Annotated in this window: 12 protein-coding genes and 1 pseudogene; 7 read left to right on the forward strand and 6 right to left on the reverse strand. The window is 67.7% G+C overall.

Going from position 1 to position 14,858, the window contains the following annotated elements; translation table 11 throughout:
• Positions 1-44 precede the first annotated feature (44 nt).
• Both WT97_RS29490 and WT97_RS29495 read right to left on the reverse strand, forming a co-directional pair.
• Positions 45-680 carry an isochorismatase family cysteine hydrolase gene (locus WT97_RS29490; protein WP_059502476.1) on the reverse strand — a complete coding sequence of 212 codons (636 nt, stop codon included), beginning with the start codon at positions 678-680 and terminating at the stop codon, positions 45-47.
• 76 nt (positions 681-756) lie between these two features.
• Positions 757-1,671 carry a glutaminase gene (locus tag WT97_RS29495; RefSeq protein ID WP_059793444.1) on the reverse strand — a complete coding sequence of 305 codons (915 nt, stop codon included), beginning with the start codon at positions 1,669-1,671 and terminating at the stop codon, positions 757-759.
• 218 nt (positions 1,672-1,889) lie between these two features.
• Here WT97_RS29495 and WT97_RS29500 point away from each other — a divergent pair, with 218 nt between their 5' ends.
• Positions 1,890-2,600, forward strand: coding sequence for a response regulator (locus WT97_RS29500; RefSeq protein WP_034204362.1), 711 nt, complete (start codon positions 1,890-1,892; stop codon positions 2,598-2,600).
• A 64-nt stretch (positions 2,601-2,664) separates the two neighbouring features.
• Complete coding sequence (locus tag WT97_RS29505; protein WP_059502480.1) at positions 2,665-3,795, forward strand: ATP-binding protein; 1,131 nt, start codon at positions 2,665-2,667, stop codon at positions 3,793-3,795.
• A 102-nt stretch (positions 3,796-3,897) separates the two neighbouring features.
• Here the strand turns inward: WT97_RS29505 and WT97_RS29510 are convergent, their stop codons facing one another.
• Complete coding sequence (locus WT97_RS29510; RefSeq protein WP_060354917.1) at positions 3,898-6,291, reverse strand: patatin-like phospholipase family protein; 2,394 nt, start codon at positions 6,289-6,291, stop codon at positions 3,898-3,900.
• A gap of 274 nt (positions 6,292-6,565) precedes the next feature.
• Between WT97_RS29510 and WT97_RS29515 the strand changes: the two genes are divergently transcribed.
• The 4 genes and pseudogenes from WT97_RS29515 (at position 6,566) to WT97_RS29530 (ending at position 10,778) form a co-directional block, all read left to right on the forward strand.
• On the forward strand, positions 6,566-7,600 hold the full coding sequence (locus tag WT97_RS29515) for a rod shape-determining protein (RefSeq protein ID WP_059502482.1): 1,035 nt from the start codon (positions 6,566-6,568) through the stop codon (positions 7,598-7,600).
• 90 nt (positions 7,601-7,690) lie between these two features.
• Positions 7,691-8,049: pseudogene (locus WT97_RS35240) on the forward strand (autotransporter outer membrane beta-barrel domain-containing protein); the annotation flags it as partial.
• A gap of 158 nt (positions 8,050-8,207) precedes the next feature.
• Positions 8,208-10,430 carry an amylo-alpha-1,6-glucosidase gene (locus WT97_RS29525; protein ID WP_060354909.1) on the forward strand — a complete coding sequence of 741 codons (2,223 nt, stop codon included), beginning with the start codon at positions 8,208-8,210 and terminating at the stop codon, positions 10,428-10,430.
• Positions 10,431-10,526: 96 nt separating this feature from the next.
• On the forward strand, positions 10,527-10,778 hold the full coding sequence (locus WT97_RS29530; protein ID WP_009694579.1) for a hypothetical protein: 252 nt from the start codon (positions 10,527-10,529) through the stop codon (positions 10,776-10,778).
• 483 nt (positions 10,779-11,261) lie between these two features.
• Here the strand turns inward: WT97_RS29530 and penR are convergent, their stop codons facing one another.
• Positions 11,262-12,152: a beta-lactamase transcriptional regulator PenR gene (gene penR / locus WT97_RS29535; RefSeq protein ID WP_060037195.1), complete on the reverse strand. Its 891-nt coding sequence runs from the start codon at positions 12,150-12,152 to the stop codon at positions 11,262-11,264.
• 148 nt (positions 12,153-12,300) lie between these two features.
• Between penR and blaPEN-bcc the strand changes: the two genes are divergently transcribed.
• Positions 12,301-13,239: a PEN family class A beta-lactamase, Bcc-type gene (gene blaPEN-bcc, locus WT97_RS29540; protein ID WP_060037197.1), complete on the forward strand. Its 939-nt coding sequence runs from the start codon at positions 12,301-12,303 to the stop codon at positions 13,237-13,239.
• 471 nt (positions 13,240-13,710) lie between these two features.
• Here blaPEN-bcc and WT97_RS29545 read toward each other — a convergent pair whose 3' ends face one another.
• Both WT97_RS29545 and WT97_RS29555 read right to left on the reverse strand, forming a co-directional pair.
• The gene (locus WT97_RS29545; RefSeq protein ID WP_059502489.1) at positions 13,711-13,911 is read right to left on the reverse strand and encodes a hypothetical protein; all 201 of its coding nucleotides are present in this window, start codon (positions 13,909-13,911) and stop codon (positions 13,711-13,713) included.
• A 582-nt stretch (positions 13,912-14,493) separates the two neighbouring features.
• Entirely contained in the window at positions 14,494-14,826 is a 333-nt protein-coding gene (locus WT97_RS29555; RefSeq protein WP_060037199.1) for an antibiotic biosynthesis monooxygenase, read from the reverse strand.
• Between the last annotated feature and the right edge of the window lie 32 nt (positions 14,827-14,858).

Genomic DNA, 14,858 nt, shown 5'->3' on the forward strand with positions numbered 1-14,858 from the left:
CCATCGGATGCATGGTTTCGAACAGCGGTGCGACGAGTCCGTCGTCACGCCAGCAGCCGCAACGCATCCGCGAGCGACAACACCGTCGTGCGCGATTCGAACGCGGTGGCGAACAGATGCTCGTGGACGATCGGGTCCGGGTCGTAGCAGCAATCCTTGACCGTGTAGAGGCCGAAATCGGCGTCGCTCGCGTGGGCGATCGACGACAGCATCACGCCGGTCGACGCGATGCCGACCATGATCAGCGAATCGACGCCCTGCGCGACGAGCCGCGCCTGCAGATCGGTGCCGAAGAATACGCTCGCGCGGTGGGCGACGATCAGCGGTTCGTCGGGCTGCCTGGCCAGTTCGGGACACGGGGCGTCGTCGATGAAGAGGCCGAGCTGCTTGATGCCCTGGCCATTCTTGTTGCGCGGGCTGACTTCCGGATAGCCGGGGCTGAAGCGCAGATTCGCGAACCAGACGCCGATGCCGGCGGCTCGTGCCGCGTCGCAGAGACGGCGCGTGTTGGCGAGCAGCTCGGGCGCGACCGACGGGAAAAGCCCGAGGATATCGGTCTGGTAATGCATGACGAGCAGCGCGGTTTTTGATGGCACGATGGGCGGGATCGGCGAGGAGGAACGGCTGCCGGCGTGCGCGCGGGCGGAGGTTGCAATTTCTGATGCGTTGTCCGGATTCATGCGTGGCGTTCTCCAGTAATCGCTTCGGAATGTCGGAAAATCGGCGGTGCCGACGATGCAGCCCGGCATCGCCCCTTCAAAAAATCGACCGCCCCGTATAAGTCGTCAACCACTCCAGCGCCAGCGTGCCGGCCAACGAATTCCCGTTCGCATCCAGCCCCGGCGCCCACACGCACACCGCCATCTCCCCGGGCAGCACCGCGACGATCCCGCCGCCGACGCCGCTCTTCGCCGGCAGCCCGACCCGGTACACGAAATCGCCGGCCGCATCATAGGTACCGCACGTCAGCATCAGCGCCGACAGCCGCTTCGCGGAACTCGAATCGACGATCCGCTCGCCGGTCGCCGGCGCGACGCCGCCGTTCGCCAGAAACAGCGCGGCGCTGGCGAGCTCGACGCAGTTCATCGTGATCGCGCACTGCCGGCAATACGCGTCGATCACCGTGTCGGGCGGCATCTGCATGTTGCCGAAGCTTGCCATGAAGTGCGCCATCGCGCGGTTGCGCTCCGCGTGCTGCAACTCCGACAGCGCGACGCGCGAGTCGTAGTCGATGTCGTTCGCGCCGATCAGCCGCCGCACGAATTCGACGAGCGCCGTCTCGGCCTTCACGAAGCGGCGGCACAGCACGTCGGTGACGACCAGTGCGCCCGCGTTGATGAACGGATTGCGCGGCTTGCCGCGCTCGCTTTCGAGCTGGACCAGCGAATTGAACGCGGTGCCGGACGGCTCGCGGCCGACCCGTTCCCACAGCGCGTCGCCCAGCAACTGGAATGCGAGCGTGCACGCGAACAGCTTCGAGATGCTCTGGATCGAGAAGCGCTCGTGCGCATCGCCGACGGTGTAAACGTTTCCGTCGAGCGTCACGACGGCCATCCCGAACTTGTCGGCGGGCACTTTCGCGAGTTCGGGAATGTAGTCGGCCACCCGTCCCTGGCCAATCCAGGGGGCGAGTTCGGTGTGGATGCGTTCGAGGATCGTCGGGTAATTCATCGCGTCAGGCAGGGTAGAGGCAGGCCGGATTCCGGCGAGCCCGTATGGAACCGTCCCGGCGCCGATTCGTCAAGCGCGGCCGAAATCGCGCCCTTATTTTCAAGACCGGCAAACAGGCGAGCGGCGGGCGCAGTATCATGCGGTACGTTTCGGCCGATGGCCGGCGTCCGGCACCGGCCGGCGCCGCCGCGGCTTCTCCGATGATCCGACCGCTGCCCATGTCTTTTCGCATTCTGCTCGTCGAAGACGACACCCGCCTGTCCACGCTGATCGCCGGCTACCTGCGCAAGAACGACTATGAAGTCGACACCGTGCTGCATGGTGACGCCGCGGTGCCGGCGATTCTGTCCATTCGTCCCGATCTCGTCATCCTCGACGTGAACCTTCCGGGCAAGGACGGCTTCGAGATCTGCCGCGAAGCGCGCAAGCAGTACGACGGCGTGATCATCATGGTGACGGCGCGCGACGAGCCGTTCGACGAGCTGCTCGGCCTCGAATTCGGCGCGGACGACTACGTGCACAAGCCGGTCGAGCCGCGCATCCTGCTCGCGCGGATCAAAGCGCAACTGCGCCGCGCGCCCGTGCGCGCGGCCGAGAGCGCCGCGCCGCAGCCGGAGCGCTACGCGTTCGGCAAGTTCTCGATCGACCGCACCGACCGCACCGTCGTGCTGCCCGACGGCAGCACGCCCGACCTGACGTCGGCCGAATTCGACCTGCTGTGGGCGCTCGTGTGTCATGCGGGCGAAGTCGTCAGCCGTGACGATCTGATGCTGCAGCTGCGCGGCGTCGAATTCGACGGTCTCGATCGCACGATCGACGGGCGTATCTCGAAGCTGCGCCGCAAGCTGCGCGACGACGCAAGCAACCCGCAGCGGATCAAGACGATCCGCAGCAAGGGTTATCAATTCAGCAAGCACGCGTGGGAATGACGCCGCCGTCGCGCGACGCCGTCACGTTCCGCGCGGGCATTCCGCCCGCGGGCCGGGAGCCGCGATGATCCGACGAACCCGTTCGCACCCCGATGCGCCGCCGCTTCCGCCGCTGCGCTACGTCAAATGGCGCTGGCTGCATTTCCGACGCGCGTGGACCGACACGCGCGCCGATCGCATTCCGAGCTGGTCGCGCCTGTATGTGCGCACCTACGTGCATCTGCTCGGCCTCGTCTTGCTGACCGCACTGGTGCCCGCGCTCGCGCTGTCCGTCGAATTGTCGCCGCAGGTCGTGTGGCATGCGTTCGACTCGCTGCCGGGCGACATCTGGATCGTGCTGGCGTTCGTGTTCACGGCGCCCGCGCTCGCCGCGTACCGGTGGATGCGGCCGGTGTGGTCGGATCTGGTGATGGTGCGCGAGCGCGCGATCGATTTCACCGGCGGCCGCTTCAACACGCGCGCGCGCGAATCGCACAGCGTGATCATCGGCCCGCTCGCGCGCACGCTGAATGCGCTCGCGATGCGCATGGAGCGGCTGATCGCCGCGCAGCGCGATCTGACGAACGGGATCTCGCATGAACTGCGCACGCCGCTCGCGCGCGTGCGCTTCGCGCTCGAAATGCTGCGCGAACCGGGTTCGGCGGCCGAATACCAGGGCGCGCTCGAGAGCATCGCGCAGGACGTGACCGAGCTCGAGGAACTGATCGACATGAGCCTCACGTATGCCCGGCTCGAATACAGCTCGCTGCAGTCGAACCTCGAGATGACCGCACCGGTCGCGTGGTTCGAGCACCAGGTGAACGACGCGCAACTGCTGTATCCGGACCGCACGATCGAGTCGCGCATCGCGATCGGGCCGGATCTGCGCGTGAAGATGGATCGGCGGCTGATGTCGTATGCGATGCGCAACTTGTTGCGCAACGCGAGCAAGTACGCGAAATCGCGGATCGTCGTCGGGATCTCGCTCTTGCACGGCAACATCGGGATCTTCGTCGAGGACGACGGTCCCGGTGTGCCCGAGAACGAGCGCGAACGGATCTTCGACGCGTTCGTGCGCCTCGACCGTCGCACCGGCGGCTACGGGCTCGGCCTGTCGATCACGCGGCAGGTGCTCCACGCGCACAACGGCCGGATCGCTGTCGTCGATCCGGTCGAGCTCGGCGGCGCGCGGTTCGAGATCAGTTGGCCGGTCTAGCGCCACGCTGCGCGCGGGCCGATCGACGGCAATCGCGAAGACGCAGGCCGCCGGCGGGCGCACGCGCGCCACGGATGCCGCCGAAGCGGCATCCGCGCATGCTCAGTAGGTGCGGCCGAGCTGCAGGTAGAAGTTGCGTCGGCCGCTGGGCGCGAGCGCTACGCCGATGTAGACGGGCCCGAACGCGGTCGACAGGCTCGTGAAGAACGTGTAGCTCTGCTTGAGCGAGCCGCCGCCGATCTGCTGGCCGCTGGACCAGACGTTGCCGACTTCCGCACTGGCGCCCACCGACAGCGCCTTGATCGGCGATGCATTGAACGTCATCAACTGGTTCATGTACGTGATCTGCCCGTACGCCAGCTCGTTGCCGTTCAGCTGATCGGCCGCATAGGCGGACAGATGCTGGAAGCCGCCGAGCGTGAAGTTGAACGCGTTGATCAGGTTGGTGCCGCCGATGCTCTTGCCGCCTTCGATCGTCGCGCTGACGCTGTGTCGGCCGAACTGCTGCGCAATCATCGCCTTGCCGTAGATCTCGGTATAGGGCGAGTTGTTGATCCCGTCGTCGAATTCCTGCGCCGAGCCGCCGTTACGCGACACGAGCGAGCGGTCGATCCGCAGTTCGCCGAAATAACCCTTGCGCGGGAACATCGGATCGTCGAGCTGATCGATCACGAGCCGCGCCCGCGCGACCAACGCCTGGGACGTGAAGCTCGGCCACAGCAGCGTCTGGCCGCTGCCGTCGTCGAACGGTACGTTGTAGGTCGGCGAGCCGTGCCCGGTCATGTAACCGACGCCGATCCGGAAATCGCCGAGCCGCGCGATCGGCAGGCCCAGATCGATTCCCGCGCGTGCCGTCTGCATCAGGTACTGCGTGACCTTCACGTCGCCGGAGTCGTTGTACAGGTTCGCATAGCGACGCTGGTATTCGGCGTACGGCGACAGGTACACGCCGTACGCGGTCGACAGCGGCTGGCGCAATTCGACGCGTGCCGACTGCAGGTCGCTGCCGATCGTCGTGTCCGCGCGGAATTCGAGCCCCGATTCGGTGAGCCACGGCCGCCGGTAGCCGACGTGCAGGCGGAAGCCGCCTTCGTCGGTCGAACTGCTCGACATGCCGAGCCCGAACAGCAGGAAGTTCGGCCCCCAGTACTTCTCGCGCGCGTTGATCTCGAGCACGTTGTCGTCGCCGTGGCTCACGATCTGCTGCGTGACGCTCTCGAAGTTGCCGCCGGTCGTGAGTCCGAGCAGATCCTGGCTGACGGTCTTCGGATCGTAGATGTCGCCGGGTTTCACATGCAGCGCATTGCTGACGACGCGCTTCGGCACGCCGCCGCTGGTCTTGATGTCGATGCGCGTGATCCGGATCGGCGGCGGCAGCGGCTGCGCGTGCGCGGACCGGTAGGCCGCGTACTGTTCCGGCGTGAGCGCGAAACGCCGCAGTTTCGGCAGCGCCGCGGTCGCGGCGGCCTCGCCGGCGGCAATCGCCTGCTTCGCGTTCTGGAAATCGGTAAACGCGAGCGGGCCGAGGTTCGGCGTGAGCAGCACGTCGTGCGCGTCGAGCTGCTTGCGCTGCGCGGTCACGTTCTGGCGGATCAGGATGCCGACCATCTGCTGCATCACGTCGGCAGGCGACGCGAGTGCGTCGAGCGGGCGCAGTTGCGAGCCGATGTCGACGGCGATCACGATGTTCGCGCCCATCTGCCGCGCGGTGTCGACGGGCAGGTTGCTGACGAGCCCGCCGTCCACCAGCGCGCGTCCGTTGATCTCGGCCGGCGCGAACAGGCCCGGCATTGCCATGCTCGCGCGAATCGCGAGCGGCAGCGAGCCGTGGTCGAGCACGACCATCTGGCCCGTCTGCAGGTCGGTCGCGACCGCGCGGTACGGGATCGGCAGGTGGTCGAACGGCTGGTTGGTCGGCACGGCGGCCGTCCAGTTCGCGAGCAGCGCCTGCAGCCGGTTGCCCTGTACGAGGCCGACCGGCGCCTTGACGCCTTTCTTGCCGAAGCCGAGCGTCAGCCCGTTGATGTACAGGCGTTCGTCTTCCCGGCTGGTTTGCGGCAGGTCCGCGCGGTCCGTCACGTCGAACGCGATATCCGCCAGATTGACCTCCGACAGCCGCTTCTGCATCTCGTCGGCCGCCATCCCGCTCGCGTACAGGCCGCCGACCACGGCGCCCATGCTGGTGCCCGCGATGCAGTCGATCGGAATCCGGTTGTCCTCCAGCACTTTCAGGACACCGAGGTGTGCGTAGCCGCGCGCGCCGCCACCGGACAGCACGAGGCCGATCGACGGCCGGCCGGCCGGGCCGCCGTCGGCCGTGCAGGTGTGCGCCGACGCGGCCGGCGCGGCGGCAGCCGGCGCGTCGGCGGCGGCAACGGGAGCAACGGCTTCGGTGGCCGGCAGCGGTTGTGCGGCGACCGTGCAGCACCAGAAGGCAACGAGCGTCGTGCAGAGCGGGCGCACCGGCGCCCAGCGGAAGAAAACGGTCGCTGTCATGGCGAACATACCTGGCGTGATCGTGCGTCTGAGGCCTGCCGGGAGCAGGCAAGACCGAGAGATTACCGTGTTTTACAGGCCCGACGCGAGAGGTTCGTTGCGTAGCCGGACGTGCCCGAAACGCCACATTCGGCAATTTCGTCGCGAAAAAATCATGGGAATTGCCTAAAGTATCGGAACGATTTGCCGCTAAGCTCGTGATGGGACGGCATGGACGCGTGGCAAAACGTGCGGCGCGGCTGTCCCGGCCCGTTCCCTCACAAAGGTTTGAAATATGTCGACACCGCTGTTCGGAAAGTTGTTTGCGCAACCCGTTGCGATCGACCTGGGAACGGCAAGCACGCGGATCTATACGCACGAACGCGGCGTGGTGCTGAACCAGCCGTCGGTCGTCTGCTTCCGCAAGGGCGGCGCAAGCGACGCGCGGCCGACGCTCGAGGCCGTCGGCGAGCTCGCGAAGGCGTTGCTCGGCCGCGAACCGGGGCATCTCGAATCCGTGCGGCCCATGCAGCACGGCGTGATCGCCGACGCGCACGCGGCCGAGCAGATGATCCGCAGCTTCATCGACATGTCGCGCACCCGCTCGCGCTTCGGCCGCCGCGTCGAGGTCACGTTGTGCGTGCCGTCCGACGCGACGGCCGTCGAGCGCCGCGCGATCCGCGAGGCCGCGTTCGCAGCCGGCGTATCGGAGGTCGAGCTGATCGAGGAATCGCTCGCGGCCGGGCTCGGCGCGGGTTTGCCGGTGACCGAGGCGGTCGGCTCGATGGTCATCGACATCGGCGGCGGGACGACCGAAGTCGCCGTCATCGCGCTCGGCGGCATCGTGTACCGCGAGGCGATTCGCGTCGGTGGCAACCAGTTCGACGCGGCGATCGTCAACCATGTCCGCAACCTGTACGGCGTGCTGCTCGGCGAGCAGACGGCGGAGCACGTGAAGAAGACGATCGGCTCGGCCACCAGCGCGGTGCCGCGCACGTCGACCCGCGCCGTCGGCCGCGGCATCGGCGACGGCCTGCCGCGTTCGGTCGAGCTGTCCAATCACGACGTCGCGGACGCGCTGGCCGCGCCGCTCAAGCAGGTGATCGGCGCGGTCAAGTCGGTGCTGGAAAACGCGCCGGCCGAACTCGTGACCGATATCGCGAATCGCGGCGTGGTGCTCACCGGCGGCGGCGCGCTGCTCGCCGGGCTCGAACGCCTGCTGTACGACGAGACCGGGCTGGTTGCGCGGATCGCCGACGAGCCTGCCACCTGTGCGGTGCGCGGCGCCGGTGAGGCGATGGGGCGGCTCGCGATGTGCCCGGCCGATTGAGCCGGGGCGGTGCCGGCCGGGCGCCGCGGTGCAGGCTTCACATTCTTTCGATCTCGCTGTTGTCGGCCCGGCCGGCATCGTCCACTGCATGGACGGGCGCGGGCACTGCGCGCCGGCGGCGAGACGACCCACAGCAGCTTCTCGACGCTCGGCCTGCGCGCGGCGTCGCCGCCCGGTTCGATCGCGAGCGGCACGTTCACCGCGCGCGGCACGGTCGGCTGGCGGCATGCGTTCGGCAACGTGCGGCCGTCGTCGGCGTTCGCGTTCGCGAAAGGCGCACGTCGTTCCAGGTGTCGGGCGTGCCGATTGCTCGCGACAGCGCGGTGCTCGAAGCCGGCATCGACGCGAACGTCACGAAGCGCGCCTGACGCTCGGCCTCACGTTACAGCGGCCGGTATGACACTGGCGTGCGCGACAACGGGACCCTCGGCAACATCCTGCGGAAATTCCGACCGGCAACCGATGTACCCGCACGCGACACGGTGCGACGACGCGACTTCGCATCGCGTCGCGGCCGTTTCGGCGCTGCGCGCGCCCCCCGTTCTGGCCTATCCTGTGCGAAACACGCGACGCGCGCCGCGCGTTGCGCCTCGACACAGGAGCATCGATGCCGAATCACGCCGAAGCCACGACGACGCAGGCGCCGCAAGTCGCGCCGATTGCCCCGACCACCGCGTCGGGTCCCGCTTTCATCGCGCCCGAAGCCGATCCGCAGGCGATCGCGCGCAACAATCAGTACGTGCTGAAATCCGGTGACGCGTTCGTGGTCAGCGACGCGCTCGGCGACATCGGCGGGCATGACGACGGCCTGTTCGTCGACGACATGCGCGTGCTGTCGACCTGGCGCCTGACGTTCGGCGGCCGTGCGCCGTCGTTGCTGTCGGGCGCGACGAGCGCCGACAACGCGTCGTTCACCGCGCACCTGACGAACCGCCCGCTGCCGCCGCTCGGCGGCCACGAGACACCCGAGGGCGTGATCCACATCGAGCGGATGCGCGTGCTCGCGGGCGACGTGCTGTACGAAGCGCTGACGCTGACGAACTACGGTGCGAGCGAAGCCGAAGTGCCGCTGTCGCTGTCGTTCGCGGCCGATTTCAAGGACATGTTCGAAGTGCGCGGCACGCAGCGGCCGAAGCGCGGCACGGTGGGGGCGCCGCGCGTCGACGCGGGCGCGGTGCGGCTGTGCTATGACGGCCTCGACGGCGTGGAGCGCAACGTGACCGTGCATTTCTCGCCGGCGCCCGACGCGCTGTCGGTCGATCGCGCCGACTACACGCTGACGATCGCCGCGCAGGCGTGCGTGTCGATCTACCTGACCGTCGATGCGACGCTCGGGCCCGCGCAGGGCGAAGGGCCCGGATGCGGCCGCGTCGCGCTGCGTACGGCGCTCGTCGGCGTGCATCGCGAGATGCGGGCGCGGCGCGAGTCGATGGCGCGCGTGAACACCGGCAATCCGCTGTTCGACGCATGGCTCGATCGCTCGCTCGCGGATCTCGGGTTGCTCACGACGCAGCTCGACACGGGGCCGTACCCGTATGCGGGCATCCCGTGGTTCTCGACGCCGTTCGGCCGCGACGCGATCATCACGTCGCTGCAGATGCTGTGGCTGCAGCCGTCGCTCGCGCGCGGCGTGCTGCGGTTTCTCGCCGAGCATCAGGCGCGCGAGACCTCCGCGTTCCGCGACGCGGAGCCCGGCAAGATCATGCACGAGTTCCGCCGCAGCGAGATGGCCGCGACGGGCGAGGTGCCGTTCGCGCTGTACTACGGCGGCGTCGATACGACTCCGCTGTTCATCGTGCTCGCGGGCGCCTATGTCGAGCGCACCGGCGACGATGCGCTGATCGACGAGCTGTGGCCCGCGCTCGAGCGTGCCGCGCAATGGGTGATCGACAAGTGCGACCGCAATCCGTACGGGCTGCTCGATTATCAGCGCACGTCGGAGCGCGGCCTCGCGAACCAGGGCTGGAAGGACAGCCACGATTCGGTGTTCCACGCGGACGGACGTTTCCCGGACGGGCCGATCGCGCTCGTCGAAGTGCAGGCCTATGCATGCGCGGCACTCGACGCGATGTCGGCGTGCTCGCACCGGCGCGGCCATGCGGCCGACGCGACGCGCTACGCGTTGCGCGCGAAGACGCTGCGCGAGCAGGTCGACGCGCTGTTCTGGATGCCGGAAGGCAATTTCTACGGGATCGCACTCGACGGCCATGGCGACCTGTGCCGTGTGTTCGCGTCGAACGCGGGCCATCTGCTTGCCTTCGGGCTGCCCGACGCCGAGCGCGGCGCGGCGGTCGCCGGCGTGCTCGGCTCGGCCCTGTTCCAGACCGGCTGGGGCATCCGCACGCTCGCGGCCGGCCAGCCGCGTTTCAATCCGATGGCCTATCACAACGGCTCGGTGTGGCCGCACGACAACGCGCTCATCGCGCGCGGCCTGGCGCGCTACGGCGACAAGACGGCCGCGGTGAATCTGCTGCGCGCGCTGTTCGAGGCGGCGGTGAGCTTCGAGATGCGCTTGCCGGAGCTGTTCTGCGGATTCCCGCGCCGACGCGGCGAACCGCCGACCGCGTATCCGGTGGCCTGCCTGCCGCAGGCGTGGGCGGCCGGCGCGCCGTTCATGATGCTGCAGGCGTGCCTCGGCGTGAGCATCGACGCGGCGCGCCACGAGGTGCGCGTCGAGCGTCCGGCATTGCCGGAAGGCGTCGACTGGCTGCGGATCGATGCGCTGCGCGTCGGCGACGAAACCGTGTCGCTGACGTTCCGCCGCGTCGACGGCCAGGTCATCGCGGCGGCGGAGCAGCCGGGCCGTGTGAAGGTGGTCGCGGTGCTGTAGCGGCGTGCCGCGCGAACGTTGCGCGATGTCGCGCCACGTTCGCGCGCAGCGGCATAGAATCGTGACATGACCCTTGAACGATGGCGGAGGTAGACGATGACGACCGACAATCGGCCCGACGACGGCGAGCACAAGCTCGAGAATCTGGAAGCGGCGGTCGACCACCTGCACAAGTCGATCGAATCGCAGAGCATCGCGGTCGGCGCGGCGAAGGGCATCCTGTTCAGCCTGATCGAAACGCTCGGCGCACTGATCGGCGATCCCGACCTGCCCGAGCATGCGCGTTCGGGCTACGAAGCGTTGCGCGACAAGGCGAGCGAATTGCGCGGCGGCCTCGAGCGCCATTGACGCACGGGCGGCGCAGATGCTGCCCGATTCGGCAGACGCAGCACAAAACCCCGTGTGCTCAATCAGTTAGGTGCCCGATACGCAGGATATCCACAAGCTTGCCAACACAATCTGTGGAGAACCACCCGGCCATCGGCCGGGTGCGCCACGCGTGCGCGGCGTGCGGTTCGACAATCTTTGCGGTGCCACACCATTGACCGGCCAAGGTCCGTGAACTGAATCCCCTTCTGTATCAAGATGTTACGCGCCCGATGTGGCGGATATCCACAGGCTTGCCAACAAAATCTGTGGACAACTCGCAATCGATTGCGTCGCAGGCGTTGAGGATCCGGCCGGAATGCGACGGGTGCGCGAAGCCCGTGCGCAAAGCCTGCCCGCGCCGCGCATCGGCGCACGAATGCGTGCGCGATCAAAGGCTTAGGCTCCGGATACCCAGGATATCCACATCCTTGCCAACACTTTCTGTGGACAAGCGCGGCCGCGTTATTCGGCGGGCGCCGCGCCGGCCGCTTCCGCCACGATCCAGTCGCGAAAGAGCGTCATCGCGGGCGTCAGCGGTTTCGACTTCAGCGACGTGAGCCAGTAGCCGCCCGCGCGCACGTCGATGTCGAATGGCCGCGCGAGCTGGCCGAGTTGCAGTTCGCGCGCGAACATGCAGGCGGGCGCGAGCGCGACGCCCGCACCTTGTATCGCGGCCTCGACCATCAGCCGGGACGAATCGAATACGGGCCCGTTGACGGCCCACGGTTCGAGTTGCGCGGCGTCGAACCAGCCGAGCCATTCGTCGGTGCGGTACGAGCGCAGCAGCGTTTCGTTCGCGAGGTCAGCCGGCTGCGCGAGACGCCGCGCAATGTCCGGCGTGCACAGCGCGGTGAGCGGCGCATCGAGCAGTTGCTCGTTGCGTGTCGTCGGCCAATTGCCGACGCCGAAGCGGATCGCAAAATCGAGGCCCTCGGCGGCGAGGTCGACGACGTTGTTGTTGGTCCGCAGCCGCAGCTCGACGAACGGGTGTGTGTCGCCGAACTGCTTCAGCCGCGGCATTAGCCAACCTAGGGCAAAGGTGCCGACGACGCCGAGCGTCAGCACCTCGCGGAAGCGCCCGCCGTCGAACTGCTTGAGCACCGTCTCGATGCGGCTGAACGCGTCGCTCAGCACCGGCAGCAATGCACGCCCCTCGTCGGTCAGCCCGAGGCCGCGCGGCAATCGCGTGAACAACGTGCAGCCGAGCCGCTCTTCCAGCGAGCGCACCTGCTGGCTGACCGCGGCCTGGGTCACGCTCAGCTCGAGGCCGGCGCGCGTGAAGTTCAGGTGGCGCGCCGACGATTCGAATGCGCGCAACGCATTGAGCGGAAGATGAGGGCGGAGTTTGGTCATAAGAATTTCTTTTGTCAGCGCTCAATTATCGTTGCTTGTCGGGCAACCGTAAAGTCTCGATAGTGCTGTCTCGGCGGCCGGCCGTTTTCGGCACGCAATACCGACACGCAATGCCGTTTCGCCGCCATTCCACCACGAGACAACCGACATGACTTACTCAACGAAACGTCGAACCCTGTTGCTGGCCGCCGCGACGGCGCCGCTCGTTCTCACCGTCACCGCGTGCGCGTCGCGGCAGGCCGCGGCGCCGGACCCGGCCGCGGCGGCAGCGGCGGCTGCCGCGGACGCCATTGCGCCCGTCGCGGCGGCGACGACGCTCGCCGATCTCGAGCGCGACGCGGGCGGCCGTCTCGGCGTGTGCGCGATCGACACGGCGAGCGGCCGCGCCATCGAGCATCGCGCGGGCGAGCGCTTCCCGTTCTGCAGCACGTTCAAGGCGATGCTGAGTGCGGCGGTCCTCGCGCAGAGCGTCGAGCGGCCGGGCTTGCTGCAACAGCGCGTGACGTACACCAAGGCCGACCTCGTCAACTATTCGCCGGTGTCGGAGAAGCATGTCGGCGCGGGCATGACGGTCGGCGCGCTGTGCGAGGCCACGATTCAGTACAGCGACAACTCGGCCGCGAACCTGCTGATGAAGCTGATCGGCGGCCCGTCGGCGGTAACGGCCTACGCGCGTTCGATCGGCGACGACATGTTCCGTCTCGATCGATGGGAGACCGAACTGAATACCGCGCTGCCGGGCGACCCGCGCGACACGACGACGCCCGCCGCGATGGCCGCCAGCATGCGCGCGCTGACGCTCGGCGACGCGCTGCCGGCCGCGCAGCGTGCGCAGCTCGTCGCGTGGCTGCGCGGCAACAAGGTCGGCGACAAGCGAATTCGCGCGGGCGTGCCCGCCGGATGGACGGTCGGCGACAAGACCGGTACCGGCGATTACGGAACGACCAACGATGCGGGCGTCATCTGGCCGACGTCGCGCGCGCCGATCGTGCTGGCCGTGTACTACACGCAGGCGCAAGCCGATGCACGGGCGAAGGACGACGTGATCGCGTCGGTCGCGCGCATCGTCGCGCGCACGTTCGGTTGAGCAGCGCGGCACGGCGCGCGTGGCGAGCGCCGCGGGCGCGCCGTGCCGCAGTCGTGACCCGCGCGATCAAACGTTGTGCGATCAACGACTTAGGTCGCGCATGCTCAGGATATCCACATGCTTGCCAACAAAAATTGTGGACAAGCCCGCGCGCCGCGGCGTCCGGCGCGACGCGCGCCGGGCGTGCCGCGTTTGAGGCAGCGCGAACAAAGTCTTTCGGATCAAGCGCTTGGTCGCGGTATGCGCAGGCTATCCACACGCTTGCCAACACAATCTGTGGACAAGCACGGCAGCCCGCGCGTCACGTGCCGACGCGGCATGCAACGCGCGATCGGGTGTCGTCGTGCCCTTTTCGAGGCGGCGCGGACAAAGTCTTTCGGATCAAGTGCTTGATCGCGGTATGCGCAGGCTATCCACATGCTTGCCAACACAATCTGTGGACAAGCTCGCGCGCGGCCGCGACCGCAACGCTCAGGGCTGCCGATCGTCGACGGCGGGCCAGCGCGCGAACGCGAACACCCACAACATGATGAAGTTCAGCACCGGGACGAACATCGTCAGGATCCACCAGCCCGAATGCCCGGTGCGCCGAACGATGCGGACGTACGGATAGACGACGATGGCGACGAGCACGAGCGAGACGAGCAATTGCCACGCGGTGAAGTGTTCCATGGTCTTCCTCGGAGTGAGGTGTCGTGATGCGGTGCCGGCGGCACGGCCGGCCCGGGGCGCCGACGCGCATGGCCGACGATGCGCGGCCGCGTGCGGCTTGCGTGATCTTGATGCGCGGCGGGCACGGGCGTCAAGGCAGCGGCAGGGCGCTGCCCGGATGCCCGATCGTCGCGTTCGCGCATGCCGATGCCGCGCGTTGCCGAAACGGTGACGCGCGGCGCGAATCGTAGGCCGATCAACGGGTTAGCGCAGGCTTGCGCAGGATATCCACAAGCTTGCCAACAAAATCTGTGGGTAAGTGGCGCAGCGCCGGTCCGGCATGCGTGCGGCGGTTGCGATGCCCATCGGACGTACATCGTGGACGTACATCGTCGTGGCGTCGTGATGCGATGTGCGGCGAAGCGGTGACGGCGATGGCCCTTGCCCGGGCCTTGTCTGCATCACGCGTGCCAAAGTCCATCGGATCAAGGGTTTAGCGCCGCGGTGCGCAGGATATCCACAAGCTTGCCAACATTTTCTGTGGAGAAGTCCGCATTCGCGATTCGGCCAAATGCCACGCGCTGCCACGCTTCGCACGCCGGCTCACGCTGTGCAGATACCGGCCACGCCGATCTTCTGGAACAGGTGCGGGCTGGTGACGGCGGACCACGGATAGGCCGACAGCTTCGCGACGAATTCCGGATGCGTGAAGGCTGCGCGAAAGGCGTCCGTCGATTCCCGGACCGCGTGGTTCAGGTAGGTCGGGCTGTCGCCGAGCGCGCGATGAAGCTGCGTCGAGATGAATCCCGGCTGGCGCTTCATGAATTCCATGTCGTCTTTCCAGACGGCGAGAAAGTCGGCTTCGTCGGCGGGCGCCGGCGTAAACATGTTGACGAGCACGACCGGCGCCGCGTCGATCGCGATCTGTTGCCGGATTTGCCAACATAATCCGGGGACAAGCCGACCGC

Origin of the sequence: Burkholderia sp. MSMB1459WGS, assembly GCF_001534535.1 — a bacterium.
Taxonomy (GTDB): domain Bacteria; phylum Pseudomonadota; class Gammaproteobacteria; order Burkholderiales; family Burkholderiaceae; genus Burkholderia.